Here is a 24968-nt window from a genome sequence, read left to right as displayed (position 1 = left end):
CCCTAATCGGGATCATGTCCCTACAGTTGGGGGTGAGGCTTTTTATTTATGCGTCAGCGTTCTCTGGATAGCATCAGCCCAGCCGGCCTTGGCCTGCTTGATCTCCTCATTCTCGGGAACTGGCTCGAAGGTACGCTCTACCTGCCACTGACTCTTGATCTCATCGATATCCTTCCAGAAACCGACGGCGAGACCAGCGAGGTAAGCAGCACCGAGGGCTGTCGTCTCTGTGATCTTCGGACGGACAACGGGGATGCCGAGGATGTTAGCCTGGAACTGCATGAGGAGGTTGTTGCGGGAAGCACCGCCGTCAACCTTCAGCTCTGTCAGCGGAGCACCCATATCCTTTGACATGGCTTGAGCGATATCATAGGTCTGGAAAGCAATACCGTCGAGGGCTGCACGGGCGATATGTGCACGTGTCGTACCACGGGTGATACCTACGATGGTGCCGCGGGCATACTGATCCCAGTAAGGAGCGGCAAGACCGGTGAGGGCAGGAACGAAGTATACACCGCCACTGTCGGGAACGGAGGAAGCGAGTTCTTCCACCTCACTGCTGCTCTTGATGAAGCCGAGGCCGTCACGGAGCCACTGTACGACACTACCGCCGACATAGATGGAACCTTCGAGGGCGTATTTCACCTTATCGCCAATCTTCCACGCGACGGTGGTGAGCAGGTTGTTCTTGGAGAGAATCGGCTTGTCACCGATATTCAGCATGACGAAGCAACCGGTGCCGTAAGTATTCTTGATGGATCCCGGCGTGAGGCACATCTGTCCGAAGAGGGCACTCTGCTGGTCACCGGCAATACCGGCGATAGGTACTTCGTGAGCGAAGATCGTGGTCTTCGTGTGACCGTATACCTCAGAGCAAGACTTGACTTCCGGCATCATGCTGCGGGGGATGCCGAGGAGATTCAACAGATCATCATCCCACTGCAGGGTATGGATGTTGAAGAGCATCGTACGGCTGGCATTGGTGACATCGGTGCAGTGAACCTCACCACGGGTCAGACGCCAGACGAGCCAGGAGTCGACATTACCGAAGCGCAGCTTGCCTTTCTCAGCACGCTCACGGGCACCGGGAACATTGTCGAGGATCCATTTGATCTTCGTACCACTGAAGTAGGCATCGATGATTAGACCCGTTTTCTCGCGGATCTTATCGACGAGGCCCTGAGCTTTCAGCTTGTCACAGAACTCTGCTGTACGGCGGTCCTGCCAGACGATGGCGTTATAGATCGGCTCTTCGGTATCAACATCCCATACGATAGTGGTCTCACGCTGGTTGGTAATACCGATGGCAGCGATGTCGAGACCGTTGATATCGATGGCGGAGATGGCCTCGGCGATGACGGAAGCCTCGGAGGACCAGATCTCATTGGGGTTATGCTCTACCCATCCCGGCTTCGGGAAATACTGGGTGAACTCTTTCTGTGCGACGCTACAGATCTGACCATTGTGGTCAAAGACGATGGCGCGGGAACTCGTTGTTCCCTGGTCGAGTGCAAGGATGTACTTTTTCATTGTTTAAGTTTGTTTAGTTGTTGGTTGTTTAATTTATTTTGATCGTATATCGATTTATGATAGATCATTTCCCTTTGTTAGCCCTCCCCTGTTGGGGAGGGGTGGGAGAGATTCCCTATTTATTGAGTTCTTTGGTCTTTTCGACATCAAGGGCATCGGCGATGAGAGAGATAGGGTTCTCAACTGGATAGCCCGTGGACATCTCAATCTGCCATTTACAGGTCTCGCAGTCAGTGGCGACACACTGTGGGTTAACGTCCTTGATCTGCTTGAAGAGGGGAGCACCGATCTTCTGTGACCGCTCGTAGTTCTCTTTCTTGAATCCATAGGTGCCGGCGATGCCGCAGCACTGACTCTCTAAGACAGTGAGGTCTAGACCCGGAATCATCTGCAGCAAGCGGATAGAATAGACGGCCCAGCCCATGCGCTCCATGTGGCAGGCGGTATGATAGGCCACTTTCTTATGGAAGTCCTTTCGGAAAGCGAGTTTGATCTTTCCTTCGTCGATGAGCTGACAGAGGAAACGCGTGGCGAGCATGAGATGGCTGCGCACACCGTCATTATTGATCTTCAGCAGGTCCTTATATTCATCACGCATCGTAAAGGTACAAGTGGAACTCGTGGTGAGGACGGCCTCGTTGCCTTCATCAATGGACTTGCGCATGGATGCCATGTTGACCTCTCCTTGTCGCTTTGCCTGGGAAGAGAGACCATTGGCGATGAGTGCCACGCCACAGCATTTCTCTTTCTCCAGGAGATGAACACCATAGCCACAGGCGTTCATGATCTTCACAAAGTCCTGACCGAGTTTCGGGAAGTTGTAGTTGACATAGCAGCCATGGAAATAACCGACGAAGCGATGGAAGTTGCGCTGGTCATTCTCGGCATGACGGTGGAACCAGGTCTCAAATTTCTGTCCGCTGTAGGCAGGGAACTGGCGGTGCTCATCGATCTTCATGATACGGTCGAGAACATATTTCGCAGGCTTCAGACCGAGGAAGAAGTTTGTCAGTGGGGCTACCATCGTCGCCATGGAACCGACGAAATCAGTGTTGGCGAGCATGCGGTCACGCAGACTGGGACTGTGGTGGCTGTACTGGATGCGTGCCTCCTGAATGATATCGCCGACCTTTACGCCGTGGGGACAAGCGACTTCGCAACGCTTACAGTTCAGACAGAGTTTCAGGGTCTCATTGAAATAGTCGGGATCCTTCAGACGATAGCGCAGCAGATCCGGACCGGCATGTTTCGGACCGGGGTAGTTGGGCTCTACAGCCGACACGGGGCAGTAGACGGTGCAGATGCTGCACTTCAAGCACTGCTCGTAGGCGTGGGCACTGATATTTTTGAGTTGGATATGGTCAAGCATAGTTTTCTTCTTTTTATTTTGATAGCTCGCAATAGATTTCTATAACTCGCGATAGACTTTCTTTATGGGTAGGGGCGGCCCTTGTGGCCGTCCTAACAGCGGATTTATAGGGTCAGGGCCGTGAGCAGGTCGATACCCGTGGCGTCTTGCTGGCGTGGGTCGTTGCCGCTGAGGATGGATCCGATGGCACGGACATTGTCGATAGGCTTGCTCTCTTTCAGCACCTTCAGGTCCGGCGTTGTGCGGACACCGAAGGACTGATAGGGCTGCCGGTCAAAGAGCTGGCCGGCAGTCCAGTCCTTGCGCTCCTGGGAAGCATCGACGTCGAGATGGAAAATAGATTCTGACACGCCTTCGTAGTCAGAGTGAAGTCCACCGCCGAGGAAGGAACCTGTAGCGAGGATAAACTCGTCAGCTGCCAGTGTTGTCTCTTCCAACTCTTCCGTACGAACACTTTCCAGATGGTTCTGATTCCAGGAGGCCTCGTTGACGGTGTTATTGGGCAGAAGGACACCGCCGAGGTGCTGGAACCTCTGTCTCAACAGCGTCTGTACCCTCGTGCCGGGCACAGAGGGCGGCAGGGTAGCGATAAAGGATGTGGGTACAGACAATTGTTGTATGAGTTGGTTGCTCGTATGATCATTTCCCATGCCGAGGACAGCAGGGAGCAGCATCAGGTCACACGCCTGTGGCACTGCTTCCTTGATCGCTGCCCCTACTTCCTCAATATGATGATCATCAGAGAGATATTTCGCGATATTCGTGGCACGCATCTCCGAGGGACTGCGGCGTGCTTTCTCGAGGAGCGGCGTGGTGAACGTCTTGACGGTGATGTCAGCACCATAGCTCTTCAGGTTCTCGGCGACGAAAGCAACGGGAAGGTCAAGGAATCCCGTGATATTCATCACGCAGATCTTCTTGCCTTCGAGTTCCTTGGGGTCGTTGACGGTGAACATTCCTTTCTGGGTCAGCCAGGCGGGAATGAGCTTGCCGATGGGGGAGAGACGGAAGTGGTTGCGCGTGCAGACACCGGAGGTCTTGCCGTCGGCATCGACGGTCTCGATGCCCGCCTCTGTCAGCAGTTTCCTTGCTGCTTCTGCGGCAGCCTCCATATCTTTCACGTGGTGGTAAGGATGCGTCTCTGGCAACCGTTTGATGGCATCGAAAGGATTGGCAACTACAGCACCATCCTGATAGCCCAGGAGGTCGAAGGAACCGCTGTTGAAATGCAGACTGCTCTGTCCACCACTGATGACCATCACCTTCTTGCCTTTCTGCTGAAGGTTGATGCCACAGGTCAGACCACTGAGGCCGCCACCTATTATAATAGTATCGTATTTCATAAGAGTTGCGTTTTGTCAAAGGTTATTGTTCATTCAGTCCACAGAGTTCCTGATAGATCTTCTGCGTCAGCTGGTTCTCTTTCAGCGTGTCACCCCAGGCGACAGGCTGCATGCCTTTCCAGCGCTCCTGCATGAAACTGCGGAGATCAGCAAGACCGGCCTGCGGCTTCGTATGTCCAAGCTGACAGAGGACACCGGCAGCACGACAGGCACAGAGCTCACCTTGGCACGTACCCATTCCGATGCGCGTGCGGCGCCGGAGATTATTAATGGTATGTACGTGTAGTTTGTCAATGGCAAACTTCACCTCACCGACACTCACCTCCTCACATTCGCAGACGAGGGCGCGGTCTTCAATGCTGTCATGAGGAATATCCTTGACGAAGGTACCGTGACGGCCGGTCTCGGCGAGGCGGCTCGTGAGTGTTGTCAGTGGATCATGCTCACTCTCTACCTGTCGTTTCACGACATCCTGACTCTCCTCAGAGCCCGGCAGTGGCGTGACGGCAGTTGTGCAGGCTTTCTTCACGCCGAGTTTCTCACAAGCGAGGTCGGTCACTTTTTCTGCCATCAGTCGGTAAGTCATCATCTTTCCACCTGTAATGGTGATGAAACCTTTCAGACCATCTCGTTTCTCGTGGTCGAGGACAACGATGCCACGGCTGATGCTGCGGCCCGACGGGTCATTATCGGAGGCAACGAGGGGACGGACACCTGCGTAAGCACGGATGATACGTGTCGTAGCGAGGCTAGGCGCGAGGTGCATGCCCTCACGGATGAGCAGATCTACTTCCTCAGGCGTGGCGTACATGTTGTCAATCTGGTCGAAGGGAACGCGGTCACTTGTTGTACCGATGACACAGACGGCATCGTCGGGAACGAGGATATCGCCATTAGCTGGTTTACGGCAACGGTTGATGACCATGTGGTTCACACGGTGACCGAAGATAAGCAATGTGCCTTTGGCCGGGAACATATTTATCTGTACACCGGCGAGCTGGGCTACAAGATGTCCCCAGATACCGGCGGCATTGATGACGAGACGGCTGTGAACCTCGTGCTCCTCACCATTGTGGTTGTTGCGCAGACGGACACCCTTGACGGTGCCATTCTCCGTGATGAAACCTATCACTTCCTCATAGGTGAGGACCTTTGCGCCGTGCCGCTTGGCATCGATGATGTTGGCTGTCGTGAGCCGGAAAGGATCAATGGAGGCGTCGGGGACACGGACGGCACCAATGAGATCGGGGTTGACAGCCGGCTCAATATGGCGCGCTTCCTCGGGAGAGAGCACCTGCGCACGGATACCGGCGTTGCCACAAGCCTCTACGAAGGTCTTCTGATAGTCGAGACTGTCTTCGGGGAGTGTGATGAAGAGGCCGTCGGTGGGGTCTACGCAATGGCTGGCGATATGGCGCAGGATCTGATTCTCACGGATACACTCGCGTGCGCTTTCCTGATCGGTGACAGCATAGCGCGCACCACTATGGAGAAGACCGTGGTTACGGCCGGTAGCTCCATTGGTGAAGTCCCGTTTCTCTACGAGCAACACTTTTAATCCTCTCAGGGCGCAGTCGCGGGCTGTGCCGGCTCCTGTGATACCGCCGCCGATGATGATCACATCGTATTCCTGTTGAAATATCTGGTCCATATTGTTTGAAGTTTTGAATTGTAGTAATTTTCTTTTCGCAACAAAGATAGGCAAAATCTCTTTCGAAACAAAATTATGAGCCGTATTTATTTGTTTGTTAACGTAAATTATATAAATATCTGGCGTTTGAAAGTTCTGTTAACTAAAAATCCCCCTATTTCCGTGTGTTTACCAAGTTCGTCTACTTGTATTTTTGATTTTGTAAAGATATTCCTTGCTAATAATAATGATGGCAGTTTCGAAACGAAATATGTTTCGTTAATTTTAAGTAAAATATTCTTATAGGCGCTCCTCGTTTGAAGAAAAAAGCGTATATTTGCCTTAGATAAAGAGGACTATGACGAAAGAAGAAAGACATCAGGCCATACAGGAGCAGTTGCTGAAGGCGGAGTCCGTCTCTGTGACGGAACTGGCTGAACAACTCGACGTGTCCCTCGTGACGATCCGCAAGGATCTCACAGAGATGGAGCGTGCGGGGTTGCTCTACCGCAGCCATGGCAAGGCCATTGCCATCAATCCTTTTGCAGCCAACCGTTCGGTGAATGTGAAGGAAAAATTAAATCCCGAGGAGAAATATGCCATCGGCATGGAGGCAGCAAAGTTTATAGGCCCCGATGACTCCATCTGTCTGGCATCGGGTACGACAATCCATGCTTTTGCCCACTGTATCCGTACGGATCATCACCTTACGGTGATCACGGCCTCTCTGCAAGCCAGTATGGTACTTGCCAATCAGGAGAATATCGATATTGTCCAGCTCGGCGGTACGCTCCGCCACAGCAGTCATAGTGTCGTCGGTCCTTCCGCCGAAGCCTTCCTTGACCATTGTGCCTTCACGAAATGTTTCATGGGTGTTGACGGTATAGATCTTGATTTCGGTCTGACAACGACGGATCTCCGTGAGGCTCATCTGAATCAAAAGATGATGTCGGTGTCGCAGAAGATCATTGTTCTTGCCGACAGTTCTAAATTCCATCGCAGAGGGTTCGCGAAGATCTGCAATATGGAGGATGTAGACATGATCATCACCGACAGCCATATCAAGGATAATGACCATACCCGTATTGAAGAGATGGGCATTGAACTGATCATTGCCCAAAATCAAGGCCTGCCGACGGGGGTTATTTAAAGCTTACACCTATTTATATATAAGAGATCTATTGCTCCTTATAGAAGTCTATAGCGATCATTAATAAAAAAAGAAATAGCGACTAAAATTCTTAACGACAATGAATATTCCCTCAGAGTTTGATCCTATCCGGCCTTTCGAGCCGGAGGAGTTGGCAACAGTCTATGACCGGCTGCTTGCTGATCCACAGTTTCAGAAAGCCCTTGCTTACCTCTATCCCGGAGAGAAGTTGGAAGATATTGCCACCAAGATGAAGGCTTGCAAGACGAATCTGGAGTTCCAGAAGGCATTCTGTTATCCTTTCCTGCAGCGCCTTGTCCAGCGTGCTACACTGGGGTGTGACATGGATGCCTCTGCCATCAGCATCACCCATCGTTATACCTTTGTCAGCAACCACCGTGACATCGTTCTCGACTCAGCTTTCCTCGACAAGCTGTTGCTCGATGTCGGCTTCTCCACGACGTGTGAGATTGCCATCGGTGATAATCTGCTCACGATTCCATGGGTGAAAGACCTCGTGCGCATCAACAAGAGTTTCACCGTTGAGCGTGCCCTCCACAGCAGTGAGATGCTGCGGGCGAGCAAGCGTATGTCGGAGTATATGCACTTCGCCGTCAAGCAGAAGAAGGAGAATATTTGGATTGCCCAGCGTCAGGGCCGTGCTAAGGACAGCAATGACCTCACACAGCCGGCCATTCTGAAGATGATGGTCATGGGAGGTGAAGGCACGATCATTGACCGTCTCGTCGATCTGCATATTGTCCCGTTGGCTATCTCCTATGAGTTTGATCCCTGTGACTATCTGAAGGCCCGTGAGTTCCAGCTCAAGCGTGACGTGCCGTTCTGGAAGAAGACGGCAGAGGATGATATCGAGAGCATGATGACGGGTATCAAGGGCTATAAGGGCCATGTCCACTACAAGTGCGCGCCGTGTATCGATGACTGGTTGAAGAAGCTCGACCTTACCCAACCGAAGAATAAGCTCTTCGATGCCATCGCTAAGCACATTGATCATGAGATCCATCGTAATTACCGTCTGTATCCGAACAACTATGTTGCTTTAGATCTACTGGAAGGCAACAAAGACCATGACGATATGTACACGAAGAAGGATAAGATGCGCTTCGAACAGTATATCGCCGGTCAGTTGGCGAAGATCAATATGGAGAATAAGGATGTGCCGTTCCTGCAGAACTGTCTGTTGACGATGTACGCCTATCCGGCCAAGAATTTCTTCACGGCCCGTGAGGAAGAGAACAGTCGGCTGCGCAATTTGCTGAGCAAGTTCTCCTTTGGAAAGTAGGGGCATGATTCATCATGTTCCACAATCGTAGGGGCATGATTCATCACGATCCGCAATTCTGGCGGGCCATGATGAATCATGTCCCTACTTTTTGTTCTCTTGACTTTACAAATGCCGATTTGTGTGGGTTTGAAATGTTTCTAAAAGGGGGCATTTTTGTAAAATTGGCAAGAAAGAGTCAGTTTTTGTTAAGAAAAGATTAAAGATTCTTGATTTAATGCCATATCTTTGCAGTCGACAAAACCATAAAGTCTTAACCGACCTTACGCTACAACAATACGATCAGAACTAAAATCAACAATATATATAACAGATGTAACAATCGAGAAGATATTCAACATCTAATAACTTAAACAGAACTAGTATGGATCTAAAAATCAGAAAAACAGCTTTGATGATGGGTGCATGCACTGCATTGGGACTAGGTTACTCACCCTATGTCTTCGCTGCCTCTCCCCTTCAGGCTGTTCAGACTGTTCAGCAGTCCAAGCAAATCAAGGGTCACATCGTTGATGCTGATGGTCCTGTCATCGGTGCCAGTATCGTTGAGAAGGGTAATCCGAAGAACGGTACCGTCACGGATCTGGATGGTAACTTTACGTTGAATGTTCCGCAAGGAGCCACCGTTGTCGTCTCTTACATTGGTTACAAGACGCAGGAGATTCCTGTAGGTAATCAGAATGAGATCAACGTAACGATGAAGGTTGACGACAAGACCCTCGAGGATGTCGTCGTCGTCGGTTACGGTGTTCAGAAGAAGAAGTTGGTCACGGGTGCTACTGTCGAGGTCAAGGGTGACAACATCGAGAAGTTGAACACCACGCAGGTTCTCGGAGCCCTGCAGAGCCAGACGCCGGGTGTGAACATCACCGCTGTCTCCGGTCAGCCGGGTGACGGCTTCAAGGTTGCCGTCCGTGGTGCTGGTACGAACAGTGACACGAAACCTATCTATGTCATCGACGGTGTTGCCGGTGGCGATATCAACAACCTCAACCCTGCCGATATCGAGCGTATCGATGTCTTGAAGGATGCCGCCTCTGCTGCCATCTACGGTGCCAATGGTGCCAATGGTGTCATCTTGATCACCACGAAACAAGGTAAGCAGGGCCGTGTACAGGTCAGCTACGATGGTAACATCGGTTGGCAGAACATGTACAAGATTCCTCAGCTCCTCAATGCCAAGCAGTATATGCAGGTTCAGGACATGGTGGCCATGAACAATGGTGGCAGTGCCTACGACTGGTCAAAATATATTGATGCCGATCTTTTGGAGGCTTACCGGAATGGTACGAATCCCGGTACCAACTGGCTTGATGCCCTTCGCAACAAGAATGCCATCACTACGAACCATGCTATCAATGTCACGGGTGGTAGTGACCGCAGCAAGTTCTCTACGGGTGTCGGCTATCAGTATCAGGATGGTATTCTTGGTGGTCAATATGCCAAGTCTGACTTCCGTCGTTTCACCTTCCGTTTGAACTCCGAGCATGTCATCTATCGTAATGACAAAGGTCTCGATGTCGTGAAGTTTGGTGAGAATGTCTATTTCCAGCATCGTGAGAAACAGGGTATTCAGATTGGTAACCAGTACAGCAACGTGCTCTCCACCGCCTTGCGTGCTAACCCCTGTGTGCCTATCTACGATGCCGACGGTAATTACTTCGATTCCGATGATCTGAAGAATTCCGGTACGGCAGGCTGGATGAACTATAACTCTTACACGCTGAACCCGATCTATCAGCTCGTCAACAGTCAGAGCGCCAACAACAAGAGTCGGAACTTCAACCTCAATGCCATTGGTTACATTGAGATTCAGCCGATCAAGGGCCTTGTCTATCGTGGACAGGTCAACTACAGCCAGAACTCTTATTCTTATCGTTACTTCCTCCCCATCTACAGCGCCAACACGACCAATAAGGATGGTTTCCGCACGACCGATGAGACCAACCAACAGGCTGGTCTGGGCTGGAACTGGAGTATGCAGCATACGTTGAACTATAAGTTCAATATCAAGGACAACCACTTCGATGCCTTGATTGGTACGGAATATTACCAGACGCGTCCGGGAATGGGAGAGAGCCTCACTGGTATGGCCACCAACAGTATCTATGGTGACTTCACTCACGGCTACCTCTCTCTGACGAAGGATCGTAATGGTGCCGCCACCGTCACGGGTGTTCCTTACACCGATGAGACGGCCAACTCTTACTTCGGCCGTATCAACTACGACTACAACGAGACTTACATGTTCAGCGCCATCCTTCGTGCTGATGGTTCTTCCCGTTTCGCCAAGGGACATCGCTGGGGATATTTCCCCTCCTTCTCCGCAGGTTGGGTGATCTCCAATGAGAAGTTTATGGAGCCCACTGCCAAATGGCTTGACTTCCTGAAGTTCCGCGCCGGCTGGGGTCAGAACGGTAACAAGAATATCGGTGATGCCTTCGGCTATCTCGCTACCTATACTTATGGTGACCTCGGTTACTATTCCTTCGATAATACTAAGGAGAGTGCCACGCAGGGTGCTTACCTCAGCCGTCTGGCCAATGAGGATCTGACTTGGGAGACCAGTGAGCAGACTGACCTCGGCTTGGATGCCCGTTTCCTCAACGGCCGCTTAGGCGCTACGTTCGACTGGTACTACAAGAAGACCAAGGACCTGCTTGTGCAGGTTCAGATCCCGGGAACCTCCGGCTTCTCTACCCAGTGGCAGAATGCCGGTAGTGTCCGTAACACTGGTTTCGAGCTCGCTCTGAATTGGAACGACCGTATCGGTAAGGACTTCACCTATGGCGTGAACTGGAATATGGCCTACAACAGCAATAAGGTTACGGAGATCAAGAATGCCAACCACTACAATGAAGGTGGTAATGACCTCTTGGCTCAGAACACGGGTATCATGGCCCGTATGGAGGAAGGTCATCCCATTGGCTACTTCTATGGCTATAAGACAGAGGGTGTCATGCAGAATGCTGCTGATGTCCAGGCTTATCTCGATAAGAACTGCGGTGGCGATGCTGCCAACTCTCTCCAGGGCTCTGATATCAAGCCGGGTGATCTGAAGTTTGTCGATGTCAACGGCGATGGCAAGATCACGGCAGAGGATAAGACCGAGCTCGGTGATCCGAACCCCGATGTGACGATGGGCTTCAGTTTCAACGTCGGTTACAAGGGCTTCGACCTCAGTGTGACGACCTATGGCGCTTTAGGTCAGCAGGTGATGCGCTCCTGGCGTAAGTTCACCGATGGACAGTATGAGAACTACACCACAGAGGTGTACAAGTACTGGCATGGTGAGGGTACCTCCAACAAGTATCCGCGTCTGGCTCCGGGTAACACCGGTCCTAACTGGCAGCAGATCTCCGATATCTATTGCGAGAACGCTTCTTACTTCCGTCTGCAGAATATTACGCTCGGCTACGACTTCAAGAATATCTGGAAGTCCTGCCCGTTCCAGCAGCTCCGCCTCTATGTCACCGCACAGAACCTCTTCACCATCACCGGTTACGATGGTATGGATCCTGAGAACGGTATGGCTCTCAACAGCAGTGAGCCTTGGGTGACGGGTGTCGATGTCGGCAACTATCCTTCTCCGCGTACCTATCTCATCGGTGTCAATGTTAAATTCTAAAAACTGAATCAATGAAAAAGCTATTATATCTGTTGTCCGCAGCAACGGTAAGCCTCACGCTGGCATCCTGCTCCCTTGATGCCGATGATATCACGGAGGCTACCGGTGACAAGTTCCCGGCATCGGAGGAAGATGCCACGGCGTCTCTTGCTGCCATCTATGAGAACCTGAACCAAGTTTCCGCCACACCGCAGGCGTCTTTCTTCTACGTCTCCATGCTCGCCAGTGATGATAACCTTGGCGGTGGCGGTACCAATGATAAGCTTATGCAGGCTGAGGATCTGCTCTGTAACTATAACCAGAATATGACGGAGCAGTTCTGGAAAGACCGCTATGCCGGCATCTCGCGTGCCAATGGTCTCATCGCTGCCCTGCCAAATATTAAGACGCTCAGCGAGAGTGTCCGTAATACTGATATGGGAGAAGCCCTCTTCCTCCGTGCTTTCTATCATTATGAGCTTGCCTCTATGTACGGCAATGTGCCTTTGATGACAGAGGCTACCGGTAAGGTGATCAAACAGGGTGACGTGAAGGTCCTCTGGGGACAGATCCTGCAGGATCTATATGATGCTGCTACCAAGTATCTCCCGGCCAAGCGCCGCAACGACGGTCATGTCGACAAGTATACCGCTGAGGCTATGCTCGGTCGTGCCTGGCTGTTCTATACCGGCATGTATGGCAATGGTACTGAGCTGAAGGATCTCACCAGTACGACATACAAACCGTTGGAAGAGGTTGCCCTGCCTAACGGTACGACGCTGACGAAGAAGATGGTCTGCGACTGCATCGATACCTGTGTCACGCAGTCCGGCTATTCTCTCGTTCCCGACTATCGTAACCTCTGGGCTTATACGAACCGGTGTACCGTTGAGGACTATTCTTATACCAAAGGTCAGGGCCTGAAATGGGTAGAGAATGATGAGACGGCAGCTTCCGACAACAACCCCGAGTCGATGTTCGCCATTAAGTTCAACAAGCTCTCTTCTTGGAGCACGACGATTGGTTACGCGAATGGTTATGCCCTCCACTTCGGTATCCGTGGTGGTCAGGATTATGCCAATACATTCCCCTTCGGTCAGGGCTGGGGTGCCGGTCCTGTCGCTCCGAACCTCGTGAAGGAATGGCAGGCTGATGAGCCCAACGACCCGCGTCTGGAGGCTTCCATTCAAGATGTCAACAAGCTCCCGGCTTATAAGAAAGGTGGCTGGAGTGATTTCGTTCAGGAGACAGACTACTTTGAGAAGAAGCTTGCTCCTGTCAGCGCCAAGACCAGTGACGGCAAATATGTCTGCTGTTTCGAGGATATCATGTACGGAGATAAAGGTGGTCTGAGCGGCGGTTATGGTAATAACATGCAGCTCGATAACATCCACGACCTCGTGCTGATCCGCTTCGCCGATGTCCTGTTGATGCAGAGTGAGCTGGAGGAGAATGTCAGTGGTATCAACACGGTCCGCGCCCGTGCCGGTCTGGCACCGATCGCAGCCTACTCGCTGAAGGCTCTTCAGAACGAGCGCCGTCATGAGTTGGCCTTTGAGGGTGTCCGTTGGAATGATATTCGTCGCTGGCATATCGCTGCCGCCGCTCTGGAGGCACAGAACAACCAGCCGATCTACTACTGTGGCAAGGCTGCGAAGAATACGGCCCATAATGGAGGCTATGCTGCCCGTTACAATGCTACTGCCGGTTTCTTCAAGATGCCGGAGAACCAGGTCTCCCTGGGTAGTGTTGAGCAGAATCCCGGATGGGACAACAGTTCTGAGTATCAGGGCTGGTAAAGAGTCAAACGTTTAACAAGCTATCTAAGTATGAAAAAGATATTATTTGCTGCGCCTCTGCTCGCCTTGGCACTGGCATCATGCAACCCGTCCGACATTGAGGGCGGTTCAGAATGGAGCGATGTCTCTGCCGACCAGCTGCAGGTCTCTGCCACGCCGGTCCAGGTGGATGGCAAGAACTCCAACCAGGTACATGTTGTCTGCTCTTCTCCGACGAATGTCTACTGGCAGGCTGACCAGTTGATCGAGAATACGACCAACACGGTATCTTCCGATGCAACGATCTATTTCACGAAGCTCGGTCAGAACACTGTCAAGTGTCTCACCACCAATACCGGTGGCACGCCGGCAGAGAAGGACCTTACCGTTCAGGTGGATACTATTACCTATCTTACGGATGAGCTCAAGACACGTCTGTGTGTCGGTCAGACGGGTGCGCCCGATCATTTTGGCCGTACCTTCGACAAGAGTCTGATCAAGGTGGAGCAGGACAAGGATGCCAATGGCAAGCTTGGCAACAAGCTGAACATTGTCAGCAATGTCAACCCTGTGCTCTGCACCTTCCACTGGGGCTCTACGACCCTCGACAAGAACATCGGCTCGCTGACGACCTACAGTATTGACACTCCGCAGGAGCTCACTGTGGATATCATGGATGCCGCTGGTAACACGAAGACCTACGATCTCGGCTCTTATACCGCCAAGACCTATACGGAGGCACCGGCAGAGATCCAGCTCATCACCGGTTGTGACCCGAAGGATGCCTCTACGGCTGACAATACGAAGACCTGGGTTCTCTCTGAAGGCAACAACTGGGGTAACGGTGCCAGCACCGATGCCGCAGGCAGTTGGTGGACAACTGATGTAACGGGTCAGGGTGGTTCCTACGGTGAGATGACGTTCTCCTGGAAGAACGGCACGCTGACCACGACGATTGACGATGAGAGCAACACCCGTGGTGACAAGAGTGGTACAGGTACTTTCAAGCTCGACTTCTCTACGCGCAACGCAAATACGAATGTCATCTGCAATCTCATCACGAGTGGAGCCGGCAACATTGTATTCCCGTACCTTATCAACGAGAACTACAAGGAGTGCCACAACTTCGAGATCACGAAGGTGACGGATACCGATCTTTATATCCGTGCCCAGCACACCACTCCGAGTGGTGAGGGTACCTTCTGGCATTTCGTCGTGAAGAAATAAAATCTCTTCTCCATAATATTGCACGGGGGCTCTTTTTACCTGCGGAGCCCCCGTGTTTTTTTGTCCTTTGCGATTTTTTGTTTACCTTTGCAGAGTAACTTTATAAGCATGGCCTAAAATGAAAAAAACGCTGTCCGTCTTTCGGCATACTGATTTCCTCTCTTCGGTGATCTTTGCCCTGCTCATCTTTGCTTTCTTTGCCCTTTGGGGTGTCAGCGACTTGAGTTTTCAGGAACAGTATCAGCTGTTCCTTTTCACCCCCTCCTATTTCTGTAGCCGTCTCGCTGCCCCCGGCGGCCTGAGCGACTATATTGCCGAGTTTATCACCCAGTTCAACTATCTTTATGTCTTGGGTGCCTTGTTGACGGCGCTGTTGTTCTGGACCTTCCAGCAACTGACGGCTTGTCTATGCCGACAAAACGGCATGCGGAAAGGCTGGTATCCGCTGACCTTTATCCCGGCCCTTGCCATGCTCTGGTATATGAGTGACGTACATGTGTTGCCGTCATTCCTCATTTCTTTGATTGCTGTGATGGCACTGATGGTCCTTTACTGTCGTCTGTCCACACGTACGGCAAGGGTAATCTTCATGGTCCTTTCCCAGTCCGTCGGTTACTGGCTCTTCGGTCCCGTGACGCTCATGCTCGTCTTCTACGGTCTCTTCCGTGATTTTCATTCTTTACTTTTTTACCTTTTTACTTTTATCTATGCCGTTGCGGTGATTCTCATCATCGCTCAGTTCCGTCCCGAACCCCTCTACCGGCTGTTCGGTGGACTTAACTATTATCGTTATCCCGCCTATGTGCCGCTGGGCCAGATCTTCATGATGATCCTTGTGACGGTGTGGCCCGTGGTCGTCAGTCTGTTGCAGGAGACTCGTAAGATATGGGTGGTACTTCTGGAATATATGGTGTTCCTCTTCGGTGGTGCTGCCGTCATTCTCTATAGTTACAATAACCTTGAGCATCAGATGGTCGAGTACGACTATCTCGTGCGTGTCCATGCCTGGGACAAGATTATCAGCAAGGCGGAGAAGCAACAACCGACGACGCCGCTCGGTGTCTCTTGTGTCAACTTTGCGCTCAGTCAGCAAGGCCAGCTCTGCGACCGCCTCTTCGAGTTCTATCAGAATGGGGAAGAGGGCCTCTTCCCACCGTTCACGCGTGATATGCTTTCACCGGTCTCTACGGGGGAGATCTTCTATTCCCTGGGTATGGTCAATGATGCCGAACGATATATGTTTGAGGCCCAGCAGGCCATCCCTAATTTCCGTCGCAGTGGTCGTTTGGAACAGCGTATCATCGCCTGTGAGATCATCAATGGTCATTACGCTGTGGCCGAGAAACTGCTTCATGAACTTCAGCATACCTTATTCTATAGTGCATGGGCCAACCGTCAGTTAGCTCTGTTGGGGCATGAGAATCTCATCAATGCCGATCCCGTCTATGGGAAGTTGCGCCGCTATCGTGTGACCAAGGATTATCTCTTCAGTGATACGGAAATGGACCAGATGCTTGGTCTCCTCTTCAGCCACTGTCACGAGAATAAGAATGCCTACGAATATTTGATGGCCTGCGAGCTCGTCAACCGGAATATGCAGAAGTTTATGGCCTATTATCCTATCGGTCGTTTTGCCGGTTATACGGATCATATCCCATACGCCATCCAGCAGGGCCTGCTCTACGACTGGACACAGAAGCATAACAGTTTCGATGGTATGCCTTACAGTATTGATCCGCAGTGGCAGCAGGCCATGGCGCAGTTTATCGAAACGTATATGCGCAACAAAAAGGATCCGTCTTTGATTACGCCGCCCCTTGGCAATACTTTCTGGAGCTATATGCTCGTAAAGGTCCAGCTGCGGCCCGAGAAAGAAAAGAGTAAAGCGATATATTAATTCATGATGAAAACGAAATATATGAAATATCTGGCAGCCGGTGTTACGGCACTGTTGCTGGCTGCCTGTTCCTCGACGCCGGAGAATGTCACGAGAGTGGACACACTACCGGCGATCTATCCCGACTATGCCGGCGTGACTATCCCTGCTGAGATTGCGCCGATGGATTTTGACTTCACCGGAGGCAGTTACGACTGTATCGATGTCACGGTGAAAGGCAGCAAGGGTGGAGAACTGCATACGAATGGTGAAGATGTCGATTTTGATGTCGACGACTGGCACGCCCTGACGGCCCAGAACAAAGGTGGAAAACTGACGTTTACCGTCTGTGTGGAACAGGACGGACAGTGGAAGCAATTCCGTGACTTCACGATGACTGTCAGCCCTTACGCTCTCGGCGACTGGGGACTTACCTACCGTCGTATCGCTCCAGGTTACGAGGTCTATGGCATGATGGGAATCTATCAGCGGGACTTGAGTAACTTTGATGAAACGGCGATCTTTGAGAATACCGCCGCCCCTGGTGCCTGCGTCAACTGTCATACGTCCAACCGTACTAATCCGTCGCAGTTCACCTTCCATGTTCGCGGCGATCATGGTGCCACACTGATCCATCATGACGGAAAGGATGAATGGCTGCAGGCGAAGAACGACTCCCTCCACGGTTCTATGGTCTATCCTTACTGGCATCCGTCAGGCCAATGGGTCGCTTACAGTACGAATCAGACGCACCAGAGCTTCCATGCCGTACGCAGCGAGCGTATTGAGGTGTTTGACCAGAGTTCAGATATTTTGATCTATCATCCTTCCACCCATGAGATTGTTCTTAATCCGACGGTGATGACGAAGGATCATTACGAGAATTATCCCGTGTTCTCTCCCGATGGTCGTACGCTTTATTTCGTCTCTTCACAAGCGTGGGATATTCCGGCACATTATAAGAATATCCGGTATAATCTCTGTCGGGTGGGCTTCGATCCGAAGACGGGAAAGACCGTCGGCCGTGTTGATACGATCTTCAACGCCCGACAGATCGGGAAGAGCGCGAATCATCCGCGTCCGTCCTATGACGGTCGTTATATCATGTTTACGTTGAGTGATTATGGTTGTTTTCCCATTTGGCATAAAGAGGCTGATAACTGGCTGTTCGATCTTCGTACGGGAAAAGCCCGTCCGATGACGGAGTGCAACAGCAAGAATACGGACAGCTGGCATAACTGGAGCGCCAACAGTCACTGGTTTGTCTTCACGTCGCGCCGTGAGAATGGCCTCTATACTCGCCTTTATCTGGCGAGCATCGACGACAAGGGACATATCAGTAAACCGTTCCTATTACCCCAGCGCCATCCCGCGGAGTATTATGACCGTTTATTGGATAGTTACAACACACCCGATTTCACGGCCCGCAAAGTCAAGTTCGATGAGCGTGCCGCCGGGAGGAGCATCCTTTCCGATAAGCGCATCCCGACGGTCGTGAAATAATTATCTCGTCGTGCTCGTGCCCGTGATATGGCCGTACTGATCCTTATAAGTTGTGGTCGTACCGTTGTATGACGGGCGCGTCTCGCTGCTGCCGGTGATATGGCCGTATTGGTCCTTGTAGGTTGTTGTCGTAGAGCCGTTGTAGGACGGGCGCGTGTTGCTCGTGCCCGTGATATGACCATACTGATCCTTGTAGGTCGTTGTCGTGGAGCCGTTATACGATGGGCGCGTCTCACTGCGTGCCGTGATATGTCCGTACTGATCCTTATAGACCGTCGTTTGGTTGCCACGGCTGTCAGTCGTTGTCTCCGCCGTGCCCGTGATATGTCCATACTGATCGCGCTGGGTCTCAACAGTGCGGTTGCTCTGTGCGTGCAGCGTCATTGCCACCAGCAGTGATGCCGCGAGAATCATCATCTTCTTCATAGTTTTGTCCTTTCTATTTGTGCACAAATATACAGAATTTTTTTAGAAGAGCGTAGGATCATTAAGAAATAATTTTGTAATTTTGTGGCATCATAATTTTATCCTTTTGCAGGGGCCGTCCCTTGTGGCGGCCCGATGCCGGAACGGCATTCGAGAGGGCATAGGATCGTTCGGCGTTATCGCCGACGGGCCGCCACAAGGGACGGCCCTTGCAATTGAATTGAGGACGGCCACAAGGGCCGCACCCTACGGTGGCAATGTGTAAACATCGTTAATAATGCGGTGAAAAATGCTGACGAACATGTTTTTTCTGTAATTTTGCCGCCGGAAAAAGGACATGATTCATTGCCTCAGTTGTAGGGACATAATTTATTATGTTCCGCAAGGCGACATGTTAACCGAAGTTGATTGTATTTAGGATAAAATGAAGGAAAGACAAGTGTTCCAGACGGACTCAAAGTCACGCTGGAACAGATTTAAGCTCACTGTCAGCACCCTGCTCACGATCATTGTACTGCTCGTTGCTGTGTTTATCACGATGCTCTTTGTAGACCGTGCGCCGGGATTCCCGTTCCACGACAGTTTCCGAAGTGCCCTCTCCGCCGACAAGCCGTTCATGCGGCATAACAAGATGGCCGAGGAGTATAAAGGCTTCCGAAAGTTCTTCGAGACAGAGAAAGCCCATGAGAACTATGCGAAATGGAAACAGCAGGGATTGAAAAAGATCAACCGCTTTGCCGGACAGAAAGGCTCTGCGGAGTATAAGAATATCGACAGTTGGACGCAGATGTCAGCCGGTATCCGTGCCGGCTTCTATGTCACGTGGGATCCACAGTCGTACGCGTCCCTGAAACAAGGTATTTCGAAGATGAACCTCGTCCTTCCCGAGTGGTTCTTCATCAACCCGAAGACGCTGAAGGTAGAGTCGAAGATCGACGGCAAAGGCCTGTCGCTGATGCGCCGTGCCGGTGTGCCGATCATGCCGATGCTGACGAATGCCTGGGACGGAGAGTTCCGTGCGCAGGGCATTGAGAAGATCTTGCATAATCCCCGTCGCACGAAAGCGCTGATCCAGAATCTCCTCACGCTCTGTAAGAAGAACCATTTCGCCGGACTGAACCTCGACCTTGAGGAACTGACGGATAACGACAACAGCACGCTCACGGCCTTTGTCCGTCAGCTCTCCGATGCCTTCCATAGCAATAATCTCTACCTCACGCAGGATATCATGCCCGACAATGAGGATTATGATGTCAGGGAACTGGCTAAATACAATGACTACCTCTTCCTCATGGCTTACGATGAGCATAACAGTCTCTCGAGGCCCGGTGACATCTCCTCGCAGCAGTTCATCGAGAAGAGTGTCGATGCTATCGCCGCGAAGATCCCCAACGAGAAGATCGTGCTCTGTATGGCCGCCTATGGCTACGACTGGACGGCGAAGGGCGACAACAACCAGAGCGTATCCTATCATGACGCTATCTCCACGGCGGCCGACAGTGGGGACAAGATTACGTTCGACGAGGACAGCTATGGACTCAACTATGCTTATTATGACGACCGCAATGTAAAGCATGAGGTCTATTTCAATGATGCCGCCACAAATTTCAACACCATGCGCTTCGGTTGTGACTATGGTCTCGCCGGTTTCGCCGTATGGCGCCTCGGCACCGAGGACAGTCGTCTTTGGTCGTTCTATCATAAGGACCTCGTGAAGACGATGGCGGCCCGTCTGCCCATCGGTACCCTTGAGCATCTCCCCGGTAACCATTCTGCCAACTATATCGGCGAGGGTGAAGTCCTCGACTTGATCGGTACGCCGAAAGACGGCCGCTGTCATATCGATATGGATAATGATGATGTCCTCATCGCCGACGAGGACTATACGACGATCCCGACGTCTTATGAATTGCAGAAGTTCGGCAGCTGTGGTCCGAAAGAACTGTTGCTGACGTTTGATGATGGCCCTGACGCCCGTTGGACGCCGCAGGTGCTGAAGATATTGGAGAAACATCACCTTCACGCCGCCTTCTTCATGGTCGGCGTGAATATCGAGAAGAACCTGCCGATTGTCAAGAAGGTCTTCGATGCCGGGAATATCATCGGCAACCATACCTTCGACCATCCGAATATCGCCGAGTGCACTCCGCGCCGTACGTTCATGGAACTGCGGCTGACGCGTCTGCTCATCGAGAGTATCACCGGTCATACCACCATTCTTTTCCGTGCGCCGTATAATGCCGACAGTGATCCGTCGGGGCGTGACGAATTGCTGCCGCTCATCGAGGCCCGCAACGAGAACTACCTCGATGTCGGTGAGAGCATCGATCCGGAGGACTGGGAGCCGGGTGTCAAGGCCGACCAGATCTATGAGCGTGTCATCAAGGGCGTGGAGAACGGCAACGGGCATATCATCCTGCTCCATGATGCCGGTGGCACGACGCGAAAGGAGACGCTGAAGGCACTGCCGCGCATCATCGATACCCTGGAGGCCCGCGGCTACAAGTTCATCACGCTGCCGCAGTATCTCCATAAGAGTAAGGCCGTGCTTATGCCCGATATCGATAAGGGACAGGAATATTACGCCATGCAGGCGAACCTCACGCTGGCAGAGGGCGTCTATTATCTCGGTTATTTTATCAATGCTCTCTTCATCGTCTTCCTCGTCCTCGGCATCGGTCGTTTGCTCTTCATGCTGGCGCTCGTCATCAAGGAGCATAAGCAGAACCTTGCCCTGCCAAACAATATCCCTGCTGAGGCTCCGCTGGTGTCGATCATCGTGCCGGCCTATAATGAGGAGGTGAACGTCGTCAATACGCTCAACAACCTGCTCAAGCAGGACTATCCAAACTTCGACATCGTCTTCGTCGATGACGGCAGTAAGGATCATACCTATGAGAAAGTGACCCAGGCGTTCAAGGGCCATCCGAAGATGCAGTTGCTCACGAAACCGAACGGCGGAAAAGCATCGGCGCTGAATTATGGTATTTCGCATACGAAAGCTGACTTCGTCGTGTGCATCGATGCCGACACACAGCTTTATCATAATGCCGTGAGCCTCCTTATGCGCCATTTCTTCGCCGATAAGGAAGGCCGTGTGGGTGCTGTGGCCGGTAATGTGAAGGTAGGTAATAAGGTGAACATGCTGACTTATTGGCAAGCTATCGAATATACGACGAGTCAGAACTTCGACCGTCAGGCTTATGCCGCTATCAATGCCATCACCGTCGTCCCCGGTGCCATCGGCGCTTTCCGCCGCAAGGCGATCCTCGATGCCGGTGGACTGACGACGGATACGCTTGCCGAGGACTGCGATCTGACCATGCGCATCCTCAAAGCCGGTTATGTCATCGGCAATGAGAACCACGCCATTGCCCTCACGGAGGCGCCGGAGAAACTCGGACAGTTTATGAAACAGCGTACGCGTTGGTGCTTCGGTATCATGCAGACATTCTGGAAACATCGTGGGGAGATGTTCAAACGCCGCTATAAAGGCCTCGGCATGTGGGCGCTGCCGAACATGCTGTTGTTCCAGTTCATCATCCCGACGTTCTCGCCGATCGCTGATCTGTTGATGATCGTGGGACTGTTTTCGGGAAATATCGGAAAGGTATTGCTTTACTACTGTCTCTTCCTCATCGTCGACGCGAGCATCTCCATCATGGCGTATGTCTACGAGCACGAACATCTGTGGAGCCTGTTGTGGATCATTCCCCAGCGTCTCTGCTATCGTTGGATCATGTACGTCGTTCTCTTCCGCAGTTACCTGAAAGCCATCAAGGGCGAACTGCAACAGTGGGGCGTGCTGAAACGCACGGGAACGGTGAAGAATATCTGATCCTATTGCAGGGGCCGTCCCTTGTGGCGGCCCTGTAAAAATCTTAACATTTTTTACGTCTTTAATTTCTTCAGAAATTGAGAAAATGTTGTAATTTTGCACCCGCAAATCAAGATAACACTTCTCATCATTATAAAAACGGCGTGATCATCAGTGGTCATGCCACTCAACTCTACCTGAAAAGGCCCTTCACGAGAGGGCTTTCGTGACTGTTGTCACAAACACAACTAACGTATGTGGGGGATAAGCAATTATTCCCCCGAAAATTTGGTCAAAAGATAAAAATGTATTATCTTTGCAGCCAGAATTGTCCCATGGTGTAATGGTAGCACTACAGTTTTTGGTTCTGTCAGTCGTGGTTCGAATCCGCGTAGGACAACATTTTCTTATTTTCTCTGTGTAAGTTTTATTCCCCACTGACTGTTTTTTACCCCATATTTTTCTACGGGAAAATTTTAGTTCTAGAAGAAATCGGGCTGGTTTTCGGACTTGACGAGGACAAATAACGGAGAAAATTTCGTAAACATCGTGTTTAGAAAATTATCTACGAAAGATACGGGTCGTAAATGCCGTGTTTATGAGTCGTAAATACCATTGAAAATTTGCATACTTATTGATTTCCGGCTCTGTTTCTATAGTGTTATGCGGATATTTATGTAAGATTTGGAGTCGTAAGAAGGGCACGAATTATTATCAAACTGATAATCAGAGCGTTGTGCAAATGTCGTGAGAATCTCGTATTTGCGAGCGATTCTACGGTTCGTGATTTCCGTGGGCAATATGAACAGTTTTGTGGTGTCAAAAAAGTGTCATGTCTCTACTTAATTACAACAAAATGAGCGGAACCTCCACTGAGGTTCCGCTCTGGCTGCCTGTATAGAAATTGATAGGAAAAGTCGCCGGTTTGTGGTCCGGCAACTTTTAGGGCAGTATCTTACTTGCAGTATTGCTGCTCTGCAACCTTTTATTTACTTGCTCAGGAACGTGTCGATGTCCTTAGCGACCTTACGGCCACTGGCGAGGGCACGGACGACGAGACTGGCACCACTGGCGGCGTCACCGGCGAGGAACACGTTCTCGGGGAACTCCGGCTGCTGGGGACGGAGGAAGCCCATGGCGAGGAGCACCATCTCTGCCTTGATGATCTCCGGCTCTTTCGCCGGCTTCATCAGCGGACGGCCACCATCGGGGTTCGGTACCCATGTGATCTCCTGTACCTTCACGCCTGTGAGCTTGCCGTCCTTGCCGAGGAACTCCAAAGAGTTGATATTCCAACGGCGGACACAACCTTCCTCGTGAGACGATGTCGTCTTCAGCGTGCGCGGCCAGTTCGGCCACGGATTCTTCGGATCCTCGGGGCCCACCGGCGGCTTCGGCATGATCTCAATCTGCGTCACGCTCTTGGCGCCCTGGCGGTGTGCCGTACCGATACAGTCGGAACCGGTATCACCACCACCGATGACGAGTACGTTCTTGCCTTTGGCGTTGACGAGATCTTCTTTCTTGATATCCTCACCGGCGAGGACGCGGTTCTCCTGGCTCAGCATCTCCAGGGCGAAATAGACGCCCTTGAGGTCACGGCCGGGGATAGGAAGGTCACGAGCTGTCGGCGTACCGGTAGAGACGACGACGGCATCATATTTCTTCGCCATATCCTCGATGACCACGATCTTGTCGTTGGCCAGCGTCGGGTCGTTCTGAATGGGCTGATGCTCTTTCTCTGTCTTGGAGACGCCACGGATGCCAAACTTGAACTCGATGCCTTCCTCGCGGAGGATGGCCATACGGCGGTCGATGACGGCCTTGTTGAGCTTGAAGTTAGGAATACCGAAGCGCAGCAGACCGCCGGCATTCTCGCGGGCGTCGATGACGGTCACGAGATAACCCATCTGGTTGAGCTGGGTAGCGGCGGAGAGACCGGCAGGACCGGCACCGATGACAAGAACCTTCTTGCCATTACGCATGGGGATGTTCGGCTTCACATAGTCCTCCTGGAAGGCATGCTCGATGATGGCAGCCTCGTCCTCACGGTTCGTTGTCGGCTCGTGCTCCATGAGGTTCAGCACACACGCTTTCTCACAGAGTCCCGGGCAGATACGTCCGGTGAATTCGGGGAAGTCGTTTGTGGAGGTCAGCAACTCGTAGGCGAGTTTCCAGTCACCCTTGTAAAGGGCGTCGTTCCACTCAGGCGGCTTGTTGCCCAGCGGACAGGCCCAGTGGCAGAAAGGAACGCCACAGTCCATGCAACGGCTGGCCTGCAGGCGGCGGTCATTGCTGTTCAGGGTCTGTTCAACCTCACTGAAGTCGTGAATTCTATCGTTGATGGGACGGTATCCCGCCTCCTTGCGTTGTATCGTTAAAAATGCTTTTGGATTTCCCATTGTCTTG

14 protein-coding genes are annotated in these 24968 nt (G+C 51.8%); 8 read left to right on the top strand and 6 right to left on the bottom strand.

The features are described 5' to 3' along the window. Nucleotides 1–42: 42 nt before the first annotated feature. The 4 genes from glpK to glpA all read right to left on the bottom strand — a co-directional run bounded on the left by glpK (nucleotide 43) and on the right by glpA (nucleotide 5893). Nucleotides 43–1530, bottom strand: a complete 1488-nt coding sequence (glpK, locus tag G604_RS0103350; RefSeq protein ID WP_028909321.1) for a glycerol kinase GlpK — start codon at nucleotides 1528–1530, stop codon at nucleotides 43–45. 115 nt (nucleotides 1531–1645) lie between these two features. Next, the gene (glpC, locus tag G604_RS0103345) at nucleotides 1646–2899 is read right to left on the bottom strand and encodes an anaerobic glycerol-3-phosphate dehydrogenase subunit GlpC (RefSeq protein WP_028909320.1); all 1254 of its coding nucleotides are present in this window, start codon (nucleotides 2897–2899) and stop codon (nucleotides 1646–1648) included. Between the two features lie 104 nt (nucleotides 2900–3003). Next, the gene (gene glpB / locus G604_RS0103340; protein ID WP_028909319.1) at nucleotides 3004–4242 is read right to left on the bottom strand and encodes an anaerobic glycerol-3-phosphate dehydrogenase subunit GlpB; all 1239 of its coding nucleotides are present in this window, start codon (nucleotides 4240–4242) and stop codon (nucleotides 3004–3006) included. Between the two features lie 22 nt (nucleotides 4243–4264). After that, nucleotides 4265–5893 (bottom strand): anaerobic glycerol-3-phosphate dehydrogenase subunit A, encoded by a 1629-nt coding sequence (gene glpA / locus G604_RS0103335; protein WP_028909318.1) that lies wholly within the window; start codon nucleotides 5891–5893, stop codon nucleotides 4265–4267. A 337-nt stretch (nucleotides 5894–6230) separates the two neighbouring features. Between glpA and G604_RS0103330 the strand changes: the two genes are divergently transcribed. The 7 genes from G604_RS0103330 (at nucleotide 6231) to G604_RS0103300 (ending at nucleotide 18316) form a co-directional block, all read left to right on the top strand. Further along, nucleotides 6231–7022, top strand: a complete 792-nt coding sequence (locus G604_RS0103330; RefSeq protein ID WP_028909317.1) for a DeoR/GlpR family DNA-binding transcription regulator — start codon at nucleotides 6231–6233, stop codon at nucleotides 7020–7022. A gap of 100 nt (nucleotides 7023–7122) precedes the next feature. After that, a complete protein-coding gene (locus G604_RS0103325; protein ID WP_028909316.1) occupies nucleotides 7123–8325 on the top strand; it encodes a 1-acyl-sn-glycerol-3-phosphate acyltransferase in 1203 nt (400 codons plus the stop codon). A gap of 364 nt (nucleotides 8326–8689) precedes the next feature. After that, nucleotides 8690–11953: a SusC/RagA family TonB-linked outer membrane protein gene (locus G604_RS0103320; protein ID WP_028909315.1), complete on the top strand. Its 3264-nt coding sequence runs from the start codon at nucleotides 8690–8692 to the stop codon at nucleotides 11951–11953. Between the two features lie 11 nt (nucleotides 11954–11964). After that, complete coding sequence (locus G604_RS0103315) at nucleotides 11965–13731, top strand: RagB/SusD family nutrient uptake outer membrane protein (RefSeq protein WP_028909314.1); 1767 nt, start codon at nucleotides 11965–11967, stop codon at nucleotides 13729–13731. 30 nt (nucleotides 13732–13761) lie between these two features. Beyond that, complete coding sequence (locus tag G604_RS0103310; protein WP_028909313.1) at nucleotides 13762–14937, top strand: hypothetical protein; 1176 nt, start codon at nucleotides 13762–13764, stop codon at nucleotides 14935–14937. Nucleotides 14938–15055: 118 nt separating this feature from the next. Then, a complete protein-coding gene (locus G604_RS0103305; protein WP_028909312.1) occupies nucleotides 15056–16834 on the top strand; it encodes a DUF6057 family protein in 1779 nt (592 codons plus the stop codon). Nucleotides 16835–16837: 3 nt separating this feature from the next. Next, entirely contained in the window at nucleotides 16838–18316 is a 1479-nt protein-coding gene (locus G604_RS0103300; RefSeq protein ID WP_410524364.1) for a TolB family protein, read from the top strand. Here G604_RS0103300 and G604_RS0103295 read toward each other — a convergent pair whose 3' ends face one another. Continuing rightward, nucleotides 18317–18742 (bottom strand): hypothetical protein, encoded by a 426-nt coding sequence (locus G604_RS0103295; RefSeq protein WP_028909310.1) that lies wholly within the window; start codon nucleotides 18740–18742, stop codon nucleotides 18317–18319. A gap of 424 nt (nucleotides 18743–19166) precedes the next feature. On the opposite strand from G604_RS0103295, the gene G604_RS0103290 reads away from it, so the two are divergent. After that, nucleotides 19167–22580: a glycosyltransferase gene (locus G604_RS0103290; RefSeq protein WP_028909309.1), complete on the top strand. Its 3414-nt coding sequence runs from the start codon at nucleotides 19167–19169 to the stop codon at nucleotides 22578–22580. Nucleotides 22581–23548: 968 nt separating this feature from the next. Here G604_RS0103290 and G604_RS0103280 read toward each other — a convergent pair. Then, nucleotides 23549–24961 carry a glutamate synthase subunit beta gene (locus G604_RS0103280; protein ID WP_028909308.1) on the bottom strand — a complete coding sequence of 471 codons (1413 nt, stop codon included), beginning with the start codon at nucleotides 24959–24961 and terminating at the stop codon, nucleotides 23549–23551. Nucleotides 24962–24968 lie beyond the last annotated feature (7 nt).

Origin of the sequence: Prevotella sp. AGR2160 (assembly GCF_000424185.1) — a bacterium.
Classification (GTDB): Bacteria; Bacteroidota; Bacteroidia; order Bacteroidales; family Bacteroidaceae; genus Prevotella.
Note: the sequence above shows the minus strand (reverse complement) of the source record. Positions and strands in the feature narration are given on the sequence as shown.